Annotated in this window: 17 protein-coding genes; 10 read left to right on the top strand and 7 right to left on the bottom strand. The window is 71.9% G+C overall.

The genetic code is table 11. The features are described 5' to 3' along the window. Positions 1–34: 34 nt before the first annotated feature. A complete protein-coding gene (locus DEJ28_RS03420; RefSeq protein WP_111115801.1) occupies positions 35–700 on the bottom strand; it encodes a DUF6518 family protein in 666 nt (221 codons plus the stop codon). Between the two features lie 120 nt (positions 701–820). Further along, positions 821–2,269 (bottom strand): MocR-like transcription factor YczR, encoded by a 1,449-nt coding sequence (gene yczR / locus DEJ28_RS03415; RefSeq protein WP_111115802.1) that lies wholly within the window; start codon positions 2,267–2,269, stop codon positions 821–823. A 60-nt stretch (positions 2,270–2,329) separates the two neighbouring features. Between yczR and yczE the strand changes: the two genes are divergently transcribed. From yczE to DEJ28_RS03400, 3 genes are all read left to right on the top strand, one after another. Next, positions 2,330–3,025: a membrane protein YczE gene (yczE, locus tag DEJ28_RS03410; protein ID WP_258368079.1), complete on the top strand. Its 696-nt coding sequence runs from the start codon at positions 2,330–2,332 to the stop codon at positions 3,023–3,025. Positions 3,026–3,183: 158 nt separating this feature from the next. Next, entirely contained in the window at positions 3,184–4,068 is an 885-nt protein-coding gene (locus DEJ28_RS03405) for a DUF4097 family beta strand repeat-containing protein (RefSeq protein ID WP_111115803.1), read from the top strand. Next, positions 4,065–4,646 (top strand): PadR family transcriptional regulator, encoded by a 582-nt coding sequence (locus DEJ28_RS03400; RefSeq protein ID WP_111115804.1) that lies wholly within the window; start codon positions 4,065–4,067, stop codon positions 4,644–4,646. Before DEJ28_RS03405 ends, DEJ28_RS03400 begins: the two co-directional genes overlap by 4 nt. A 58-nt stretch (positions 4,647–4,704) precedes the next feature. On the opposite strand, the gene DEJ28_RS03395 is transcribed toward DEJ28_RS03400, so the two are convergent. Further along, entirely contained in the window at positions 4,705–5,493 is a 789-nt protein-coding gene (locus tag DEJ28_RS03395; protein WP_111115805.1) for a MerR family transcriptional regulator, read from the bottom strand. A 130-nt stretch (positions 5,494–5,623) separates the two neighbouring features. Here DEJ28_RS03395 and DEJ28_RS03390 point away from each other — a divergent pair, with 130 nt between their 5' ends. The 4 genes from DEJ28_RS03390 to DEJ28_RS03375 all read left to right on the top strand — a co-directional run bounded on the left by DEJ28_RS03390 (position 5,624) and on the right by DEJ28_RS03375 (position 9,725). Continuing rightward, positions 5,624–7,882, top strand: coding sequence for an APC family permease (locus tag DEJ28_RS03390; RefSeq protein WP_111115806.1), 2,259 nt, complete (start codon positions 5,624–5,626; stop codon positions 7,880–7,882). 108 nt (positions 7,883–7,990) lie between these two features. Next, positions 7,991–8,746 (top strand): hypothetical protein, encoded by a 756-nt coding sequence (locus DEJ28_RS03385; RefSeq protein WP_111115807.1) that lies wholly within the window; start codon positions 7,991–7,993, stop codon positions 8,744–8,746. Between the two features lie 115 nt (positions 8,747–8,861). Further along, on the top strand, positions 8,862–9,137 hold the full coding sequence (locus DEJ28_RS03380) for a DUF3072 domain-containing protein (protein WP_111115808.1): 276 nt from the start codon (positions 8,862–8,864) through the stop codon (positions 9,135–9,137). A gap of 147 nt (positions 9,138–9,284) precedes the next feature. Then, complete coding sequence (locus DEJ28_RS03375; RefSeq protein WP_111115809.1) at positions 9,285–9,725, top strand: DoxX family protein; 441 nt, start codon at positions 9,285–9,287, stop codon at positions 9,723–9,725. A 192-nt stretch (positions 9,726–9,917) separates the two neighbouring features. On the opposite strand, the gene DEJ28_RS03370 is transcribed toward DEJ28_RS03375, so the two are convergent. Beyond that, positions 9,918–11,033 (bottom strand): NAD(P)-binding domain-containing protein, encoded by a 1,116-nt coding sequence (locus tag DEJ28_RS03370; RefSeq protein WP_111115810.1) that lies wholly within the window; start codon positions 11,031–11,033, stop codon positions 9,918–9,920. 160 nt (positions 11,034–11,193) lie between these two features. Between DEJ28_RS03370 and DEJ28_RS03365 the strand changes: the two genes are divergently transcribed. Then, positions 11,194–11,412, top strand: a complete 219-nt coding sequence (locus DEJ28_RS03365; RefSeq protein WP_111115811.1) for a DUF3073 domain-containing protein — start codon at positions 11,194–11,196, stop codon at positions 11,410–11,412. A gap of 248 nt (positions 11,413–11,660) precedes the next feature. Here the strand turns inward: DEJ28_RS03365 and DEJ28_RS03360 are convergent, their stop codons facing one another. Together DEJ28_RS03360 and purM are read right to left on the bottom strand one after the other, a co-directional pair. Beyond that, complete coding sequence (locus DEJ28_RS03360) at positions 11,661–13,799, bottom strand: acyltransferase family protein (protein WP_111115812.1); 2,139 nt, start codon at positions 13,797–13,799, stop codon at positions 11,661–11,663. A 99-nt stretch (positions 13,800–13,898) separates the two neighbouring features. Continuing rightward, positions 13,899–14,999, bottom strand: a complete 1,101-nt coding sequence (purM, locus tag DEJ28_RS03355; RefSeq protein WP_111115813.1) for a phosphoribosylformylglycinamidine cyclo-ligase — start codon at positions 14,997–14,999, stop codon at positions 13,899–13,901. Between the two features lie 72 nt (positions 15,000–15,071). On the opposite strand from purM, the gene purF reads away from it, so the two are divergent. Then, a complete protein-coding gene (purF, locus tag DEJ28_RS03350; RefSeq protein ID WP_111115814.1) occupies positions 15,072–16,529 on the top strand; it encodes an amidophosphoribosyltransferase in 1,458 nt (485 codons plus the stop codon). A gap of 148 nt (positions 16,530–16,677) precedes the next feature. Here the strand turns inward: purF and DEJ28_RS03345 are convergent, their stop codons facing one another. After that, positions 16,678–17,091, bottom strand: coding sequence for a hypothetical protein (locus DEJ28_RS03345; protein ID WP_111115815.1), 414 nt, complete (start codon positions 17,089–17,091; stop codon positions 16,678–16,680). A gap of 107 nt (positions 17,092–17,198) precedes the next feature. On the opposite strand from DEJ28_RS03345, the gene DEJ28_RS03340 reads away from it, so the two are divergent. After that, a complete protein-coding gene (locus tag DEJ28_RS03340) occupies positions 17,199–19,772 on the top strand; it encodes a helix-turn-helix transcriptional regulator (RefSeq protein ID WP_146248860.1) in 2,574 nt (857 codons plus the stop codon). The last annotated feature ends 184 nt before the right edge of the window (positions 19,773–19,956 follow it).

The raw sequence follows: 19,956 nt of genomic DNA, 5'->3' as shown, positions 1-19,956 counted from the left end.
GATCCTTGCAGGGCGGAGCCGTGCGCGGCCGGGATCAGCCGCCGAGCGCCAGGTACACGGCGAGCACCCCGACGGTGCCGAGGACCCCGGTGCCGAGCGCCAGCACCCGGCCGACGGACGTGCGTGCGGTGAGGACCGCCACGACCAGCACGGCGACGCCGACCGCGATCTCGACCACCCACGTCACCGGCCCGGTGGTGTCGGCCACCTGGAGGAGCGCCCGCACCCCCTCGCCGATGAGCACGGCGGCCGTCGCGCCGAGGGCCGTGCCGCGCCACCGGACGTCCCGGGAGCGGAGCGACACCGCGACGGCGCCGGCCAGCATCCCGGCGGGGATCCCCATCAGGACCCAGAAGTTCGTGATCGACAGGGAGTCGGGGTACCCGCGGAGGTTCGATGCCGCCCAGTAGCCGACGTGCATGAGCTCGAGGAGGACCACCCCGAGCACCATCGCCACCGGCAGGGCGACCCGGCCGGCACGGACACCGGCGAGCAGGCACAGCGCCGCGGCGACGACGAACCACGGTCCGGCCGAGTTCGCGACGGCCGACAGCCCGGGCAGCGCCTGCCCGTACGAGGTGAGCACCCCGACGAGGAGTGCGCCGGTGAGCGCCATCGACACCCGGGCGGCTGCGGGGACCGCGTGCGCGGGGGCAGCGGCTGCAGCGGCGACGGGGCCGGGAACGGACGAAGCGGTCATGGTCCCAGGATCCCGAACCGACCGGCCACCGCACATCACCCCACGGAGCGACATCCGGACCCGGCCCTCACCCCGCAGGATGACACCGGAGGACACAGGGCGACGCCGAGGGACGCCGGATCACACCACCGCCGCGAGCGACCCCCGCACCCCGGCGCTCTCCCCACCGATCCGGGCCCACGACCGCTCGAGCACGTCGACCAGCCGCACGCGGTCCGCCGGCGGCATCGTGAACGGCACGCGCAGGAACCGCTCGTACCCGCCGTCGGGCCCGAACACCCCGCCGGACGCGAGCACCACGCCCTCGGCCCGAGCGGCGAGCACCAGTGCGCTCGACACCGGCCGCCCGAGTCCCACCCACGTCGTCAACCCGCCGGCCGGCGAGGGGACGTCCCACTCCGGGAGCCGCGCGCGCAACGCGCCCACGACCTCGTCGCGACCCTGTCTCAGGTACTCGCGCCGCGCCTCCAGGACGGCCGCCGTGCGTGGGACCAGCTCCCGCGCGACCAGCTGGTCGAGGACGGGTGTCCCGAGGTCGCCCGTCGGGCGGGCGAGGAGCAGGCGCTGCAGCAGCTCCGGTTCCGCGCGGATCCACCCGATCCGGAGGCCGCCCCAGAACACCTTGTCGGCGGACCCGATCATGACGACCGGAGCCCCGGAGGGACCGGCGGCCAACGGCACCGACGGCACCCCGTCGATCCGCAGCTCCCCCATCGTCTCGTCGGCGATCACGGTCGTCCCGACCGACGCGGCGACCGACAGGAGCACCTCGCGCGTCGAGGCCGACATCGTGGCCCCGGTCGGGTTGTGCAGCTCGGGCATCACGTAGGCGACGACCGGAGCGGTCCGGCGGAGCGTGGTCTCGAGTGCCGACGCGTCCCAGCCAGTGCGGGCGTCGACGGGGACGCCGACGAGGCGGCCGCCGGCCTCGCGGAAGGCCTCGTGCGCGTGCGGGTAGGTCGGCGACTCGACGAGCACCGCGTCGCCCCGTCGGACGAGCACCCGTGCGAGCAGGGCGATCGCGTGCTGCGCCCCGATGGTGACGACGACCTGCGAGGGGTCGGTGGGCAGTCCGCGGTCGGTGTACCGCGCAGCGATCGCCGCGCGCAGTCCCGGGTCGCCCACGGTGTCGTACCCGATCCCGGCGAGCGCCGCGGGCACGTGGCGCATCGCCCGCTCAACGGCCTCGGCGACGCCGGGTGCCGAGTGGAGTGCGGCCTTCCGGAGGTCGAGCACGTCGTCCTCGACCACACCGCCGAGCCGCTCCGGGTCCGGTCGGCCGATGAGCCCGGCGGGCAGGCGGACCACGCTTCCGGAGCCGCGCAGGGACACCAGGAACCCGTCGTCCCGCAGCCGCGCGTAGGCGTTCGCGACGGTGGTGCGCGAGACGCCGAGGGCCGTGGCGAGTCCGCGCTCGGCCGGCAGGCGGACGCCCTGCGGGATGCGGCCGTCGATGACGAGCACGCGGACGGCGTCCGAGAGTGCCTCGTACGCCGGGGCGTCGGTGCCGGCGCGCCAGTCGGTGAGCAGGAGCGCAGCGGAGCGAGCGCTGAGGAGGACCGGGGACATGGATCCACGGTAGCGGAATTGGCCCTCGACGCGCAGTCCAATTCCGGACACGATCGACCCATGTCCCGCCCCACCGCCCTCACGCTCCGCTTCGTGCAGCTCTTCGTCGGCCTCTTCCTCTACGGCGCCTCCACTGCGCTGCAGGTCCGCGCGGTCGTCGGGGTCTCGTCGTGGACCGTGCTCACCGAGGGGCTCGAGAACGTGGTCCCGTGGTCGTTCGGGGTCATCACCGTGGTGTCGAGCGGCGTGATCCTGCTCTTCTGGATCCCGCTCCGGCAGAAGCCCGGCATCGGAACGCTCCTCAACGCCCTGGCGATCGGGCCGTCCGCCGACCTGGTGCTCTGGCTCGTCCCGACGCCGTCCGAGCTGGTCGGCCGGGTCCTGCTGTTCGTCGCCGGACTCCTGCTGCTCGCCGTGGCCACCGCGTTCTACATCGGCGCCGGCTTCGGCACCGGCGCCCGGGACGGCCTGATGGTCGGCCTGCACGAGCGACTCGGCTGGCCGGTGTGGGCGGCGCGGACCGTCATCGAGGTGACGGTCGTGATCGTCGGCTGGTTCCTCGGCGGCGACGTCGGCGCCGGCACGGTGGTCGCGGCCTTCGCGATCGGGCCGATGGTGCAGCCGCTCATGCCGGTGTTCCGCCGGTTCCCGTGGAGTCCGGAGCGGACGGGCGCTGCGGTCGCGCCGCCGGCCCTCGCTTCGCAGGCCCCGGAGGCCCTGGAGGCCCGCCCCACCCCCGCCGCGCCCGCTTCGTGAGCAGGAGTGGTCGGGTCGCGGCACCCCACCCGACCATTCCTGCTCACGGTCCGTCCGACGGCACGCCTCACCATCCGCCGGACGCCCTTGCGCCCTGCCCACTCGCGATATAACGTGTCCCGCACAGACGCGATACATCGCGAGTTGGAGGAAGCAACATGGCCCAGGAGAAGTGGCTCGTCGAAGAGCCGAAGGTGATCGACACCGGCATCGTCCGCACGCTCCGCGTGGGCCTCGCCGGTGGCCAGGTCGACGTCGTCGCCCACGACGAGCCGACCGCCCGCATCGAGGTGCACAGCGTGTCCGGCAAGCCGCTCAAGATCGAGCTCGACGGTGACACGCTCACCATCGACCACCCGCAGATCCGGTGGGACGACCCGCTCGGGTTCCTCCGCTCGTTCCGCGGCAAGGCCCACGCCGACGTCAGCGTCCTGGTGCCCCGCGACGCCGGCGTCACGGTCGGTGTCGTCTCCGCCGGTGCGCTGCTGTCCGGCACGAACCGCGGCGCGACCCTCAACACCGTGTCCGGCGACCTGGTCGTCGACGAACTCGCCGGGGACCTCGTGGTCAACGCCGTGTCGGGCACCACGACGATCCGCGAGCTCGACGGCGCGCTGACGGTGCACACCGTGTCCGGCGACATCGTGGCCACGGGCGAGATCCCGCGGTTCTCGGCCGACGGCGTCTCCGCCGACGTCGTGCTCGACCTGCACGGCACGCCCGACTCGGCCCGCGTGAACACGGTGTCCGGCTCGGTGAGCGTCCGGCTCGAGGACGGCGTGCCCTACCGCTGCACCGTCAGCACGGCCTCGGGCAAGCTGCAGTTCGACGACTCGGAGATCCGGGGCGTGCGTGGTTCGTACGTGAAGCAGGGCGGGGAGCTCTCCGGCCAGTGGCTCGATCTCCGCGTGAACTCGGTGTCCGGCGACATCTCGGTGCTGCACGCGCCACCGGTGCCCGGTCCGTCGGGCACCGCCCCGTCGGGTACCGCCCCGACCACCCCGTCCACGAGCACGACGACCGACAGCGAGGTCCCGGAATGAGCCCCGTCTTCGCGCACGGTCACCTGCGCCTCTACCTGCTCGTCCTGCTGGCCGACCACCCGATGCACGGGTACGAGGTCATCCAGGCGCTCGGTGACCGCTTCGGCGGTACCTACGTCCCGAGCGCCGGCACCGTGTACCCGCGGCTGTCGAAGCTCGAGGACGAGGGCCTCGTCTCGAAGTCCGCCGACGGCCGCAAGACCGTCTACGCCATCACCGACGCGGGCCGTGCCGAGCTCGACGCCCGCGCCGACGAGATCGCCGCGGTCGAGAACGGTGTGAACGACTCGGTGAAGACCCTGGCCGACGGTGTGCGCGCCTCGGTGGGCGAGGCCATGCGGTCCCTCCGCGCCGACCTCGCCGCGAGCGCACAGGCCCCGCGCAGTCAGACCGCCGACGAACCGGTGGACGTGCCGTCCGAGGGTGCGCGTGCACTCCGCGAGGTCGAGATGATCCTGTCGTCGTTCCGGCAGCAGGTCCGTGCGGACCTCCGTCGCCGCGCGACGCGCGGGACGCTCACCTCCGACACGGTGACGCGTCTGCGCGACGGCCTGGAGGCACTGCGCAAGTCCATCTGACGGCCGCCGGCCGACAGGCGGTCGCGCCCCGTGCCTCCAGGCAGTCGACCGCGGACCCTCAGAGTCCGCGGTCGGCCAGCGCGTGCATCGCGTCCCGCAGGGCGCGCGAGGCGCCCGCGCCGGCCCACTCGTAGGCGTGCGTGAAGCGCTCGTCCTGCACGTACATGTCGGCGAGCGTGCGGAACCGGTCCGCGGTCAGCTCGGTCGGGGGCGTCGCCTCGGCCAGCCACGCGAACTGGCGACGTGCCAGCGCGTCCCCGGCCGGCGATGCCGGACCGTCGCCGGACGCCGCGAGCGCCGCCGCGTCCGACGCGATCGCGCGCTGCTCCGCCTGGAACGCCGCCTTCGCGGTGGCGTCCTTCGACTCCCACCAGCTGGCGCCGCGGTCCCAGGCGTCGGCACCCCAGCGCTCGGAGACCTCCTGCTTGAACTTCGACTGGTCGAACCCGTCGAACGTGTCGGTGGTGTTCATGTCCTCTCCCTGTTCGATCCTCGTGATGGTGGTGCGGACGGCGGCGAGCTGCCGGGCGATCCGGTCGCGCTCGCGTTCGAGCCAGGTGACGTGCGCCGTCAGGGCCGTCACGTCGTCCTGCTCGCCGTCGAGGACCCGGCGGATCTCGGGCAGGCCGAGGCCGAGCCCGCGGAGCAGCAGGATGCGCTGCAGCCGGACGAGCGCGCGGTCGTCGTAGCGGCGGAGGCCGCCGTCGCCGACCGCGGTCGCCGGCAGCAGTCCGATCGCGTCGTAGTGGCGCAGGGTCCGGCTGGACACGCCCGCGGAACGCGCCACCTCGGCGATGCCGTGGGGTGCTTTCGCAGCTGCGTCGCTCGTGTCTGTCGAATCCCTCATGTCGACGACGGTAGCCGTTGACGCAGCGTCAACTGCAAGGGGTTTTCGGGGGTGAACCGGGGTCTCGCGCACCCGAACCGGAATAACCGACCGGCGACCCGTGTTGACTCGCGGCCGGAAATGAGTAGGTTTGCCGCTCGTGACGAACGAGATCCGGTCGTTGAAAGCACGACTGATCGGGGATCCCCTCCCCTCCGAGAAGCTCGAAGGGCAGCTCCTCCCGAAGCACCTGGCCCTGCCGATCTTCGCGAGTGACCCGCTGTCCTCCGTGGCGTACGCGCCGCAGGAACTCCTCATGATCCTGCTGCTCGGCGGGATGTCGTTCCTCACCTTCGCGCCGTGGGTCGCCGCACTCGTCGTGCTGCTGCTCGTCGTGGTCGTCGCGTCCTACCGGCAGCTCATCAAGGCGTACCCGTCCGGCGGCGGCGACTACGAGGTCGCGCACCGGAACCTCGGCGAGAAGGCGGGGCTCGTCGTCGCGTCGGCACTGCTCGTCGACTACGTGATGACCGTCGCGGTGTCGGTGGCGTCCGGCGTGGACAACATCATCTCCGCGCTGCCGATGCTCAACGAGTTCCGGGTCGAGCTCGCCCTGGTGTTCGTCGTGCTGCTCGCCGCGGCGAACCTCCGCGGCGTCCGCGAGTCGAGCAAGGCCTTCGCGGTACCGACTTACCTGTTCGTCGCGTCGGTGTTCGTCATGGTCGTCACCGGCCTGATCCGGGTCGCAGCGGGCCACGCACCCGTGGCCGAGTCCGCCGCGTACACCGTGCAGAACGTCGAGCACACCACGCAGGCCGCCTTCATCCTGCTGCTCCTCCGCGCCTTCGCGTCCGGCTGTTCGGCGCTGACCGGCGTCGAGGCGATCGCGAACGGAGTGCCGGCGTTCCGTCGGCCGAAGATCAAGAACGCGCAGAAGACCCTGGTCGCGATGGGCGGCATCGCGATCGTCCTGTTCGTCGGCCTCATCTCGCTGGCACTGATCTCCCGCGTGCACTACGCCGAGCGCGCCTGCGACCTGCAGGGCTTCGCGAACTGCGCCACCACGCCGCAGCGGTCCCTCATCGCGCAGATCGCCGCCGCGACGTTCGGCAACGACTCGGTGCTGTTCTTCGTCATCCAGGCGACGACCGCGGCCGTCCTGCTCCTCGCCGCGAACACGGCGTTCAACGGGTTCCCGCTGCTCGGCTCGATCCTGGCCCGCGACTCGTACGCCCCGAAGGCCCTGTCCACCCGCGGCGACCGGCTCATCTACTCGAACGGCGTGATCGTCCTCGCGCTCGTCGCGGCGGCGCTGCTGATCGTCTACCGGGCGAACGTCACGAGCCTCATCCAGCTCTACATCATCGGTGTGTTCGTGTCGTTCACGCTGGGGCAGAGCGGGATGGTGCGGCACTGGACGCGGCTGCTGCGCGAGGACCGGGCGGGGAGCGCGGGTGCCGGGGTTGGCGCTGGCGCCGGTTCGGGCCCCGGCGTGCCCCCGCTCAACCGCCGCCAGGTCTACCGCTCCCTCACCATCAACGCGATCGGCGCGACGTTCACCTTCGTCGTCCTCGTCATCGTCACGATCACGAAGTTCACCCACGGTGCGTGGCTCGTGTTCGTGATCATGCCGATCCTGTTCGTCCTCATGCTCGGCGTGAACCGGTACTACCGCGACGTCTCGCACGAGGTCGAGGCGGACGTCGAGACCCAGTTCGGCGCCACCGGCGACCACGCGATCGTGCTCGTCAACAAGCTCCAGAAGCCGGTGCTCAAGGCCCTCGACTACGCCATCGCCGCGAAGCACGCGAGCTTCGAGGCCGTGCACGTCGCGATCGACGACGCCGACGCCGCGCGACTCCGCGAGCAGTGGGCCGAGTACGGCATCGAGGTTCCGCTCACCATGGTGCCGAGCCCGTACCGGGACATCTCGATGCCCCTCATCAAGTACATCAAGGCCCACCGGGCGGAGCACGGCTCCGAGGTGGTCACGGTCTACACGCCGATCTTCATCGTCGGGCACTGGTGGGAGTCGCTCCTCCACAACCACCGCGGCCGCCGGATCCGGAAGAAGCTCCTGCTCGTGCACGGCGTCACCGTCGCGCTCGTGCCGTGGCTCCTGGACTCGTCCGAGCTGCTCTACGGCCGGCGCTCCCGGCCGCTGCCCGGTCAGGAACGCCGCGGTGAGCCGATCCGCCCCGCCTTCCGCCGTTCGACGAACGGCGCCGTCGAGCGAGACGTCGAGGTCGAGGACGACCGCCTGCTCCGATCGGCGCAGCGCAACAGCCTGCAGCCGCGTCGGGCGACCCGTCCCGCCGGTCCCGCCGAGGGTGTCGACCAGACGCTCTGCACGGGCGAGATGCAGGTGCTCGTGCCGTCGCCGCCGCGAGGTGACGGTCGTGCGTCGTAGTGGTCGAGTGCTCGATGCGGTCGTGCGTCGTCGTGGTCGAGTGCTCGCGCGGTCGTGCGTCGTCGTGGTCGTGCGTCGTCGTGGCCGTCCGTCGTAGCATCTGACGTCATGACCATCTCCGACCTGCGCACCTTCGCCACGTTCGACGGGCACGGCGGCAAGGTCTCGAAGCGCGTCGAGGTGCTCGACCACGAGCCCTCCGCCGGCGGCCCGTACGAAGGACTCGTCGCCGTCCGCGGCGAGCACCCGCTGGGTGCGATCGACGAACGCGCCGCCGACGAGTCGGCAGCGCTCGCCCGCGGCACCGTGAGCATCGGCTGGGTGGACCCCGCCACCCTCCGCGACTGGTACCGCCCGGACCGGGTCGTCGTCTCCCGTCTCGAAGCGCGCCGCTCCGGCATCGAGGCTGGCACCTACGCCGATTCGCGCGGTCGCGGCCGGGTCCGGATCGACGGCCTGGAGGCACGGCTCGCCCCCGACGGACGCCCCGCTTTCCGCGCACTGGCCGGTTCGGCCGAGGCTCCGGTCGCGGACGTCCCGCTGCCGACCGACCAGGCGGTGCGGCTCGTGGTCGTCCGCCCCGTCGAGGAGGGGTTCGAGATCGTCACCACCCCGGTGTCGCCGTTCCTGTCGCCAGGGCGGTACCCGGCGTTCGGCGACGACGTCGTCGGGCTGCCCCCGCACGGCGCCGCCGGGCACGTGCAGGTCAGCGCTGCCGTGCTGCTCGACGGCGAGCTGCACGAGGTCGAGCGGATCGACGTGCAGGCCGCGACGATCTGGATCCGGCGCGGTGAGCGGACCGTGCCGATCGCGGTGAGCTCGGTCGGGCCTGACCTGGTGCGGTACACGGCCGTACCCGCCTGACGCGGTTCCCGGGGTCCGTCGCGATCGGCACCGTCCCGGGTCCGTCGCGATCGGCACCGTCCGGGGGACGACGCGGTGAGGGTCCCGGTCGGGGGCGCGGCGTAGCGTCCACGGCATGAGCGACGTAGACCCCAACCAGACCCCGCCGACCGAGCCGGACGCCGCTCCGGAGACCCTCGGCGGCCCCCGACCGGACCCCTCGACCGACGCGAGCAAGGACCCCGAGGACTGGGTGACCGGCGACGAGCCGATGACCGGTCCGCAGCGCAGCTACCTCGACACCCTCGCCCGTGAGGCCGGCGAGGAACTCCCCGCCGACCTCACCAAGGCCGAGGCGTCGGAGCACATCGACCGCCTGCAGCAGCAGACCGGACGCGGCACCGATTCCTGACCCCGCTCCGTCGACGCGGACCCGCAGCTCGTTCCTGAGCGCGGGTCCGCGTTTCTGCGGCCCCGCGCCTGGACAGGTCCTGGTGATCTCCGAGCAGTCCCCCGGACGAGGGTCACCGATGACGTGTCACCGGTTAGCTTCGGCGACATGCGAACGACAACGACCTCCATCGGCCTGACCGCGCTCCGCATCGTCCTCGGGGTGGTGTTCATCGCCCACGGCGCGCAGAAGTTCGCGCAGGGCATCCCCACCGTGACCCAGGGGTTCTCCGGCATGGGCGTCCCGTTCGCCGAGATCGCCGCACCCCTCGTCGCGGGACTCGAACTCGTCGGCGGGGTGCTGCTCGTGCTCGGCGTCGCGACCCGGATCGTGGGGGTGCTGCTCGCGGTCGACATGGTCGTCGCCGGCCTGCTCGCGCATGCATCCTCGGGCTTCTTCTCGCAGGACGGCGGGTTCGAGTACGTGCTCGTGCTCGCGGTGGCGTCCCTCGCGGTGGCGCTCACCGGGCCGGGTCGGTTCTCGCTCGATGCCGTGGTGCTGCGCGCATCCCGGCGTCGTCGTGGCGCGCAGGAGCCCATCCCCGCCTGACGCGCTCCCTCGCACCGTGCGAGGTCCGTGGTGCCGCCCAGCGGCCCTCCCTCGCACCGTGCGAGGTCGCGCGGCTGCGCCCGAGTCCGGCGCACGCAACGGTGCAAGGTTCCCGACCCCGTGCGAGCCAGCGCGGCTCGCACCACGTCGGGAACCTCGCACCGTCCGCGCCGACCCTCGCACGGTGCGAGGTCAGGCGCCCCGGAGCTCGTCCATCACCTGGCGGGCGATGAGCCGTCCGGCGCGGTTCGCCCCGATCGTCGAGGCCTGCGGCCCGTAGCCCGCCAGGAACAACCGCGGCTCGTCCGCCGCACGCCCGTCCTCGACGACCACGCCGCCGGCCGCTGTCCGCAGGTGCAACGGGGCGAGGTGCCGCAGGTCGGCTCGGAACCCCGTGGCCCAGATGATCGCGTCGGCGTGCACGTGCCTGCCGTCGGCCGTGATCACACCGGACTCGTCGATCCGTCGGAACATCGGCTCGTCCTGGAGCACCCCTCGGTCGATTCCGGCCCGGATCCGTCGGGAGACCGGGACGCCGGTACCGCTGACGATGCTCGGCAGAACCTCACCGGCGCGGGCTGCTCGGTCCTGTTCGTCCACGGCGGCGACCGCCGACTCGAGGTCGAGTGACGTCGTGTCCGCCCAGAGGACCGGGCGCCGTGTGAACCACCGCGTCGAGCGGGCCACCCCGTCGAGCTCGAGCAGAAACCCGATGGCGCTCGTTCCACCGCCGACGACGACGACGTCCTGGCCGGCGAACTCGGCGGCGCTCCGGTACTCCGTGGTGTCGAGCTGCCGGCCGGCGAAGACGTCGCGGCCGGGGTACCACGGCATGAAGGGGGTGCCCCACGTGCCGGAGGCGTTCACGACGACCTCTGCACGGATCCGGGCCTCGGTACCGTCGGGCGTCCGGGTCGTGACACAGAGCGATCCGTCACCGATGCGGGAAACGGATGACACCGCGACGGGGCGGCGGACCCGCAGGTCGTAGTGCTGCTCGAACCGTCGGTAGTACTCGGACACGACATCACGGGCGGGCCGGGAGCGGTCGGCGTCGTCGAACTGCAGTCCCATCGCCCGCATCCCGGGCAGGTCGTGCACGCGGTGCGCCGCACCCAGTCGCAGGGCTTCCCACCGGAACTGCCACGCCCCACCGGTGCTCGGCGCGCGGTCGAGGACGACCATGTCGCTCCCGGGCACGAGCCCGAGGCGACGCAGGTGGTATCCCACCGAGAGACCCGCTTGCCCGGCACCGATCACGACCACGCGGGCGTGCTGGTCTGCTGGTGTTTCGAGGGGTTCGGTCATCACTTCGATTCTCCTGTGCGCGGAGCCGTCGCGGCGACGTCCAGATCGGGGTACATGGTAGAGTGATCGGCAGATTTCAAACCACGAATCGTCCAGTTCCCCGAGTGATCCTCCTTCACCCGCCAGGACCGGACCAGAGCCGATCACGAGGGGGTCACGCATGGGGCGCGGCCGTCAGAAGGCAAAGCACACCAAGGTCGCCCGAGAGCTGAAGTACTTCAGCCCGGAGACGAACTACGGTGCACTCGAGCGCGAGCTCTCCGCCGGACAGCATTCCGACCAGGACTACGTCGACCGCTGGGGCGACGAGTACAGTCCGGAACCCTCCGGCGACGAAGACGAGTTCGAGACCCAACAGGACCAGAACAAGTCCGCCTGACGTCTCTCGTCGTCACGCCGCGCGCCTCCGGGCACGCGGCGTTTCTTCGTTCCCGGCAGCACAACCGAGCGCACGAGTACACAACCGACGGCGGGCGCACCGGCACACGAACGAACGGCCACTGAGATCGCACTCGGGCGACGTTGTGCCGATCAGGTCCGCGCCGAACTGCGATCTCACCGCGCCCGCGCCGCGGCGAAGTGCGATCACACCCGCGCCGGGGCCCGCACCCGGGCCGGCGAGGCCGCTCAGCGGGACAAGGCCTCGCGGAGCACGCCGCTCAACGACCGCGCCATCCGCTCGGTGAGGTGCGACCGGTCAGCGCGCACGAGCGTGTCGCCGATGAACGCCGGGCACGTCCGGTCGGCGTCGCAGAACCACCGCGTGACGTCGACGCACTCGACCGCCCCCACCGCACAGCTGGCGTCGACCTCGGCCTGCGGCAACGTCGTCTCGCAGCGCTCGGGGCCGGCCGTCCGCACCGCGCAGTCGGCCGTGTGCGGGCCGTTCGGCGCCGGGCCGAGGACCACCACGCGCTCGGCGAACTGCTCGTACTCGGTGACCCGCTCGCGCACGGCGTCCGACCAGTCCTGCCGGAAGCGTTCGCGGTCGTCGTGCGCGACCATGGCGGCTAGCTCGGTCCACGTCTCACCGCCGGTGGAGAGCACCACGAGGTCGGGTGCGTCCTCGGCGGCGAGCGCGAGCTGAGCGGCACGAGCGGCATCGCAGGCGTTGGACGCGCCACCGCCGTCGCCGGACGGCTCCTCGTCACGGGTCACCGGCTTCGGGACGGAGAACGGCGAGCACGCCGAGAAGGACAGCGTCCGGACTCGCCAGCCTTCGGGCACGAACGCGTCCGCGACCCCGGGAGCCCAGGCCGCCGCGGTCGAGTCACCGATGAGCAGCAGGGTCCGATCAGCCGTCTCCGGGCCGTCGTCGCACGGGCGCAGTTCTGCCGGGTCGGTACCGGCCCAGAACCGGCAGCCGCTGACCTCGTCGAAGTGTGCGGAGATCGTCGTCGTGAACGCCCGGTCGAGCCCCGGTTGCAGGTCGCCCGGCCAGCGGTCCGCCGTGACGGCGGCGTCGACGGCGCGCTCGAGTTCCTCGGCGTCCGACCACGGGTGGACCGCCGGCGCACGCACCTGTCCGACGGCGGACGCCACGGCCGCGGTCGCTCGGACCTGCCCACGGTCCGCGACCGCACCGACGGCGCCGACCACGACCACCAGCGTCACTCCGGCCAACGCGGCCCGGACGACGTGGCGGGACGGACGTCGGACCACCGCGCCGGCGACCCGGAGCGGCCGGTGCTCGCCGGTCATCCAGCTCCGGAGCCATCGACTGCGGAGGACCGGGGTCTCGAGCCACCGGGACGTCAAGTCCGCGAGGAGCACCGACAGCAGCACGGCGGCCACGAGCACCGGCACCCCGCGCCCGAACGCCAGGGGCAGCATGATCGCGATGGGGAAGTGCCAGAGGTACAGCGGGTACGAGATCTTCCCGAGGTACATCGCCGGGCGGATCGTGAGGACCCGGAGTGCCCAGGTGCCGTGCACGCCGAAGGCGACGAAGAGCGTGGCACCGAGGACGCTCGGCACCGCTCCGGGCCACGGGAAGCCCGTCGTCGGGTCGAGCACGAACGCGGAGACGGCGAGGAGCACGAAGCCGAGCGATCCGATGAGGGTCCGGACCCGGACGTCGATCCGGTCGATCGTCACGGAGAGCGCGCCGGCGATGATCCCGGGGATGAACTCCCAGCTGCGGGCGATGGTGTCGAAGTACGCGGCGTCGGGCGCGGTGGCGGTGCGCCAGGCCGAGTAGGCGGCGGTCAGCGCGAGCGCGATCACGGCGAGCACGACGACGCGGGCGACGACCTTCCGGCGGTCTCCGGTGCGGACCGCCAGCGTCGCGAGGACCACGAGCACCGGCCACACCAGGTAGAACTGCTCCTCGACCGAGAGCGACCACGTGTGTTCCAGCGGCGACGGTGTGCCGCTCGGCTCGAGGTAGGAGTGCTGCTCCGCGATGAAGTGCCAGTTCGCGACGAGTGCCATCGCGCTGAGGCCGTCCCCGGCGACGACGATCGCCCGCGGCAGGTACCAGAGGAGCGCCGCAGCCAGCACGGTGACGACGATCACGAGCACGGCCACGGGCGCGATCCGCCGGATCCGCCTGGCGACGAACGCGACGAGCGAGATCCGGCCGGTGCGGGCGCGTTCGTCGACGAGCTGACGGGTGATCAGGTACCCGGAGATGACGAAGAACAGGTCGATGCCGACGGGGCCTCCGTTCGGGACGGCCCACAGGTGGTAGACGACGATCAGCGCCGCGAACCACCCCCGCGACGCGAGGATGTCGTCACGGAAGGTCGTTGCGCGTCGGGACATCCCGCAACGCTATACGGCAATACTCAAATATCGTGCATCCTGTGGATACGACATGTACGCCGCAGAGCGCCGCATCGACGCCGCGAAGCGCTGCGCTCGTCAGCCCGCGTAGCTCCCGACGAGCCGCACGGCGCCGCCGTCGACACCCTTCGCACCCTGCTCGAACCCGGCCAGGTCGCGCTCCGAGGTGGCGATCGTGCCCACGGGCCACGACGGCATCCCCGCGGCGCCGAGCGACGCGATGACGTCGGTGGCAGCGGCGGCGGAGACCACGGCGAACATGCCGATCCCGAGGTTCCAGGTGCCCTCGGTGTCCTCGATCGGGGTGCCGGCCATGTCGGCGAGCACCCGGAAGACGGGCAGGGGCTGCCACGTGGAGCGGTCGACCTCGACCCACGAGCCGACGGGCAGCACGCGTGCCAGGTTCGCCGCGATGCCCCCACCGGTCACGTGCGACAGCGAGTGCACGGCACCCGGGTGCTGCTCGAGGAGCGCCAGCAGCGGCGACGTGTAGAGGCGGGTCGGCTCGAGCAACGCCTCGCCGACGGAGACGGACGCGCCGAACTCCGGCAGCTGGTCGGTGAAGCCGATGTCCCGCGTTGCCAGGATGTGGCGCACGAGCGAGTACCCGTTCGAGTGCAGCCCCGACGACTCGATCGCGAGCACGACGTCGCCGTCCTGCACGAGGTGCGCGCCGAGCTGCGATCCGGCCTCGACCGCGCCCACCGCGGCGCCGGCCACGTCGTAGTCGTCCGGTCCGAGGAGACCGGGGTGCTCAGCGGTCTCGCCGCCGACCAGCGCGGTGCCGGTGTCCGCGCAGCCGCGCGCGATCCCGGCGACGATGTCGGCGATGCGGGCGGGGACGACCCGGCCGCACGCGATGTAGTCGGTCATGAAGAGCGGCTTCGCCCCGACCACGACGATGTCGTCGACGACCATGCCGACGAGGTCCTGGCCGATGGTGTCGTGCTTGTCGATCGCCTGCGCGATGGCGACCTTCGTACCGACGCCGTCGGTCGAGGTCGCGAGCAGCGGACGTTCGAAGTCCTTCAGGAACGAGACGTCGTAGAGTCCTGCGAACCCACCGACACCGCCCAGCACGGACGGGTTGTGGGTCGCCGCGACGGCGGACTTCATGAGCTCGACGGCGAGGTCACCGGCAGCGGTGTCGACGCCGGCCTCTGCGTAGGGGTTGGGCATGCGTAGTCCTCCGCTTGGGCATGGCAGACTTGTTCGGTACCACCCGATTCTACGGTCTGGAGCACTCCGCGAATGTGCGGCATCGTCGGCCTCGTTGCGCAGGGGCCTGCAAACCAATCCATCTACGACGCACTGCTCCTCCTGCAACACCGGGGACAGGACTCGACGGGCATCGCCACGGTCGAGGGTCGCATCCACCACATGCACAAGACCCGGGGTCACGTACGGGAGTCCTTCCGCACCCGTGACATGCGTGCCCTCCTCGGCACGATGGGACTCGGGCACGTCCGGTACGCCACGAAGGGCGCCGCGAGCAACGAGGAAGAGGCCCAGCCGTTCTACGTGAACGCGCCGTACGGCATCGTCCTCGTGCACAACGGCAACCTGACGAACACGCGGGAACTCACCCGTGAACTGTTCGACATCGACCGGCGGCACCTCAACACGACCTCGGACACCGAGCTGCTGGTGAACGTGCTCGCGCACGAGCTCCAGGGCCAGGTGCGCGACGCCGACCTCGACCCCGGTCAGGTGTTCGACGCCGTCGAGCGCGTGCACGAGCGGGTCGAGGGGTCCTACGCCGCGATCGCGACGATCGCCGGGCACGGCCTGCTGGCGTTCCGCGACCCGTTCGGCATCCGGCCGCTCATCCTCGGGCACAAGTTCGACGAGGCCGGCAACCCCGAGTGGGTCGTCGCCTCCGAGTCCCTCGTGCTCGAGTCGGGCGGCTACGAGATCGTCCGCGACGTCGCTCCCGGTGAGGCCGTCTTCATCGAGATGAACGGGCAGATGCACGCCCGCCAGTGCGCGAAGAACCCGCGCCTGGTGCCGTGCTCGTTCGAGTACGTCTACCTCGCCCGTCCCGACTCCGTGATGAACGGCATCTCGGTGTACGACGCACGGCTCCGGCTCGGCAACCGCCTGGCCGACACGATCGAGCGCTACGCCCCCACCGGCGACATCGACGTGGTCATGCCGATCCCGGACTCGAGCCGGCCGGCCGCGATGCAGGTCGCGCGGAAGCTCGGCATCGAGTACCGCGAGGGCTTCTACAAGAACCGGTACGTCGGTCGCACCTTCATCATGCCGGGGCAGGCGGAGCGCAAGCGGTCCGTGCGCCAGAAGCTCAACGCGATGTCGTCCGAGTTCAAGGGCAAGAACATCCTCATCGTCGACGACTCGATCGTGCGGGGCACCACCAGCCGCGAGATCGTGGAGATGGCCCGCGCCGCCGGTGCGAACGAGGTCACGTTCACCAGTGCCGCTCCCCCGGTCCGGTACCCGCACGTGTACGGCATCAACATGCCGACCCGCGCGGAGCTCATCGCGCACGACCGGAAGATCCCGGAGATCAACAAGGTGCTCGGCAGCGACCACCTGATCTACCAGGAGATCGGCGACATGCGCGACGCGATCATCGAGGGCTCCGACGTCACGGACCTCGAGATGAGCTGCTTCACCGGCGAGTACGTCACCGGCACCGTGAGCCCGGAGTACCTGGCCTGGGTCGAGGACAACCAGCTCAGCTGAGTGGGGGTCGCGAACGCGACCAGACGAACGGACTGGAGCGCGCCCCGCTCAGCGGTGACGCGCCAGCGTCACGCGGGGCGCGCCGACCGAGCCTGCGAGGGAGGAGTGCCAGCTGGCACCGCGCCTCCAGGCCGTTCCGGGGTCTCGTCTACTGCGACCGTTCGCCGCGGCCGTCGACGTCGCCGTGGTCCTCGATCTCGCCCTCGACCGTCTCCGGCGGGAGTTCCACCTCGACGCGCTCCGCGGTGAGGCGGGCCGCCCGCCGCGCGAAGACGCGGTCCAGCACGACCGCGACGACCGCGCCGACGAAGGCGCCGATCGTGACGCCCCACAGGCTGAAGTACCCCACCAGGCTGCCGAAGCTCGCGGTCTCCTGCTGGTCGCCGCGCTCGATGTTCATCGTCGCCGACACCACGATGAGCGTCGCGACGAAGCCGAGGACCGCGCCTCCCACGATGAAGACGCCGAACTTCGGGGCACGACGGATCGTGACCTGGTCGGAGGAGGTGACGGCGTTCGGCGCCGGGGCCGGTCGTTCGTCGGGTCGGTCGGTGTCGCTCACCAGTCCATTGTCCCCCACTGTGGGACGTGCTCCGGCCTCCACGGCGGGGTCGATCCGGGAGAGGATGGTCCCGACCGATCGGTATCCCACGGGGAGGAGTGACGCGTATGCGAGAACGCAGTGCACGTGGTGTCCGTGTCCCGGCCCGTGTGGCGTGGCCGATCCTCCAGCGCCGCGAGGAGGACCGCGCCGTGGCCGTCGTCGCCGAACACCGGTGGAGCGTCGCCCTCGTCGGGGCCCCCGGGCTCGGCAAGAGCGCCGCGGCGGGCCGGGTGACCGACCGGGTCGCCGGTCGTGACGCCTCCGGCCGGACCCTCGTCGTGCCGATCACCGCGGTCGCCGCGAGCCGTTCGATGCCGTTCGGTGCCGTCGCCGAGCGGTTCGGCGAGCTGCCGGGCTCCCTGACCGAGCTCGTCGGCGGGAGCCAGGCCGAACAGCGCCTCCGCGCGACCGAGGACCTCGCCGACCGTGACGTCCTGCTCCGCGTGGACGACGCCGACCACCTCGACGCGATCTCGGCGCGCTACGTCGCCTGGCTCGTCCGCGAGCAGGGCGCACGACTCGTGCTCACGTGCCGGGACTTCGCCGCGCTGCCCGAACCGCTGCGCTCGCTCTGGCAGGACGACCTGCTCGAGCGGATCGACCTGGCCCCGCTCGACCTGCACGAGACGTCGTCGATCATCGCCGAGGCCCTCGGAGCCCAGCTCGAGACGGCCTCGGCGGAACGGGTGCACCGCGCGACCGCCGGGAACCCGCTCTACGTGCGCGAGGTCGTCCGGGCTGCCCTGGCGACCGGAGCGCTCGAGCAGACGGCGTCCGGCTGGTACTGGCGCGGCCGAGTGACGGCGTCGAGCAGCCTGGCGGACATGTACCGCACCGAACTCGGCGCGCTGCCTGAGGACCTCCGCGACGTCGTGGACATCGTCGCCCTCGCGGACCCGATCCCGCTCCCCCGGCTGCTCGGGCTGGTCAGCGGCGGCGACGTCGACCGGGTCGTGGCGCTCGGTCTCGTACGCATCGACTCGCTCGACGACGGCACCGCTGTCGTCCGGCCGTCACACCCCCTCGTCGGCGAGGTCGTCCGCGCCCTCGTGCCCGTCGCCCGTCGCACGGCGCTGTTCGCCCGCGCCAACGCGTTCCGCACCGACCGTCCCGAGGGAGCGCCGGCCGCCGCGCGCCTCCGTGCCGCGCTCTGGTCGCTCGAGTGCGGGGTGCTGCCGGCCGTCGACCAGCTGCTCGACGCCACCCAGGTCGCGGTGCGCCTGCAGGAGCACGAGAGCGCGATCGCCCTCGCCTCGGCCGCCATCCGCACGACGCTGACCCCTGCCGAACGGGTCGCGGCGCACTGCCTCCGGTCCCTCGCACACTCGTACAGCACCGGTCGCGAGGCCGGTCGCTCGGACGCCGAGGCCGCATGGGCCGTCGCCCGTTCGGCGCCGGACGAGGTCGGCGACGCGGGCGTGATCGAGGCGTGCGAGACGCTGGCGAACATCCGGCAGTTCCACGATGACGACACCCTCGCGGCGGTGGCGCTCACGGACACCGCCGCCCGGCTCGTCTCCGAGGACGCGGCCGAGCGGCTCCGGCTCCTCCGGCTCGCGCACCTCGGCTGGGGCGGACGCTTCGAGGAGGTCCGCGCCGAGCTCGAACGCTCCGGCATCGTGCACGCCCCGACCGTCCCCTTCGCGTTCCTCTGCCTGGCGCCGTGCGCGGTGATGGCACTCGCGACCGCCGGACGGCTGGACGACGCCGCCGCCTTCGGGAAGCGGTGTCTCGCAACGGCTGTCGAGCACCTCGAGGAAGCCCCGTGGAGCGTCGGCGAGATCGTGTCGGTCATGCACCAGCTGCAGGTGTGGCGAGGCGACATCGCCGACCTCATCACCGAGGTCCCGGTGCGCCGGTCGAGTCCCTACCTGAAGTACGACTTCACCCTCGAGCTCATCGGCGACGGCAACCTCGCGATCGCGCAGCGCCGCTGGGACGACGCCGTGGCCGCGTTCTCGGCCGCCTGCGAACGCTACGACGTCGCCGACCACGGCGGCTTCGCGGCGTACCCGTGGGCACGGCTCGCGATGTCGTACGCCTACGCCGGACACACGGAAGAGGCCACGGCAGCGCTCGAGCGCGCGCGGTCGACACCGATCCGGGCGATGCGGATCACCGGCGAACAGGTCGCGGTGTCGATCGCCTGGACCGAGGCGGTGCTCGGCAACCCGGCGGGGCTCCGGCACGCCGACGAGATCATCGAGCGCTCGACCGCGAGTGGCTCGTGGACGCCGGTGATGTACGCGGAGACGCTCCACTACACGAACGACATGCTGAGCGGACGGGACACCGCTGCCTCGCTCGACCGGATGCGGGCGGCGGCGGCGAAGGTGGACGGACCGCTCGCCCATGCGATCGTCGCGTACGCCGACGCGGTCCGGGCCGGCGACCGCACCGGGACGATCGCGGCGCAGGGCGTCCTGGCGACGCACGGCATGTCGGTGACGGCGGGACGGTCGAAGACGCCGCTGACGAACCGCGAGTACGAGGTGGCCGCGCTCGCGGCGAAGGGCCTCAGCAACCGCCGGATCGCGGAGACGCTCGGACTGAGCGTCCGGACGATCGACGCACACATGTCGCGGGTGTTCTCGAAGTGGGACCTGCACACGCGGACGCAGCTCAGCGAACTGCTCTGACGCGCGTACCCGACACGCGACTCGGCCGAACCCGCAGGATCGTTGCGGAATGCAGCACGACTCGCCGGAACGGTTGACACGGTGTGTCGGATGTCGCGTACCTTTGGACCTGTCGCCGGGTTCGGACCCGTTCGGGTCGGGTCCGAATCCCGGCGACTTCTCCGGCCGGCGTCATCGGCGGCCC

It is taken from the genome of Curtobacterium sp. MCPF17_002, from assembly GCF_003234115.2.
In the GTDB taxonomy this organism is placed as follows: Bacteria; Actinomycetota; Actinomycetes; order Actinomycetales; family Microbacteriaceae; genus Curtobacterium.
The sequence above is the reverse complement of the archived record's forward strand: the minus strand, read 5'-3'. Positions and strand labels throughout refer to the sequence as shown.

What these genes read in the sequence shown, in the direction of transcription:
- DEJ28_RS03360 (WP_111115812.1), bottom strand. Translation starts at nt 13,799, where the DNA reads ATGTCCCGACGCGCAACGACCTTCCGTGACGACATCCTCGCGTCGCGG.
- DEJ28_RS03375 (WP_111115809.1), top strand. Translation starts at nt 9,285, where the DNA reads ATGCGAACGACAACGACCTCCATCGGCCTGACCGCGCTCCGCATCGTC.
- DEJ28_RS03365 (WP_111115811.1), top strand. Translation starts at nt 11,194, where the DNA reads ATGGGGCGCGGCCGTCAGAAGGCAAAGCACACCAAGGTCGCCCGAGAG.
- DEJ28_RS03420 (WP_111115801.1), bottom strand. Translation starts at nt 700, where the DNA reads ATGACCGCTTCGTCCGTTCCCGGCCCCGTCGCCGCTGCAGCCGCTGCC.
- DEJ28_RS03400 (WP_111115804.1), top strand. Translation starts at nt 4,065, where the DNA reads ATGAGCCCCGTCTTCGCGCACGGTCACCTGCGCCTCTACCTGCTCGTC.
- DEJ28_RS03370 (WP_111115810.1), bottom strand. Translation starts at nt 11,033, where the DNA reads ATGACCGAACCCCTCGAAACACCAGCAGACCAGCACGCCCGCGTGGTC.
- DEJ28_RS03405 (WP_111115803.1), top strand. Translation starts at nt 3,184, where the DNA reads ATGGCCCAGGAGAAGTGGCTCGTCGAAGAGCCGAAGGTGATCGACACC.
- yczE (WP_258368079.1), top strand. Translation starts at nt 2,330, where the DNA reads ATGTCCCGCCCCACCGCCCTCACGCTCCGCTTCGTGCAGCTCTTCGTC.
- DEJ28_RS03385 (WP_111115807.1), top strand. Translation starts at nt 7,991, where the DNA reads ATGACCATCTCCGACCTGCGCACCTTCGCCACGTTCGACGGGCACGGC.
- DEJ28_RS03380 (WP_111115808.1), top strand. Translation starts at nt 8,862, where the DNA reads ATGAGCGACGTAGACCCCAACCAGACCCCGCCGACCGAGCCGGACGCC.
- yczR (WP_111115802.1), bottom strand. Translation starts at nt 2,269, where the DNA reads ATGTCCCCGGTCCTCCTCAGCGCTCGCTCCGCTGCGCTCCTGCTCACC.
- DEJ28_RS03340 (WP_146248860.1), top strand. Translation starts at nt 17,199, where the DNA reads ATGCGAGAACGCAGTGCACGTGGTGTCCGTGTCCCGGCCCGTGTGGCG.
- DEJ28_RS03395 (WP_111115805.1), bottom strand. Translation starts at nt 5,493, where the DNA reads ATGAGGGATTCGACAGACACGAGCGACGCAGCTGCGAAAGCACCCCAC.
- purM (WP_111115813.1), bottom strand. Translation starts at nt 14,999, where the DNA reads ATGCCCAACCCCTACGCAGAGGCCGGCGTCGACACCGCTGCCGGTGAC.
- purF (WP_111115814.1), top strand. Translation starts at nt 15,072, where the DNA reads ATGTGCGGCATCGTCGGCCTCGTTGCGCAGGGGCCTGCAAACCAATCC.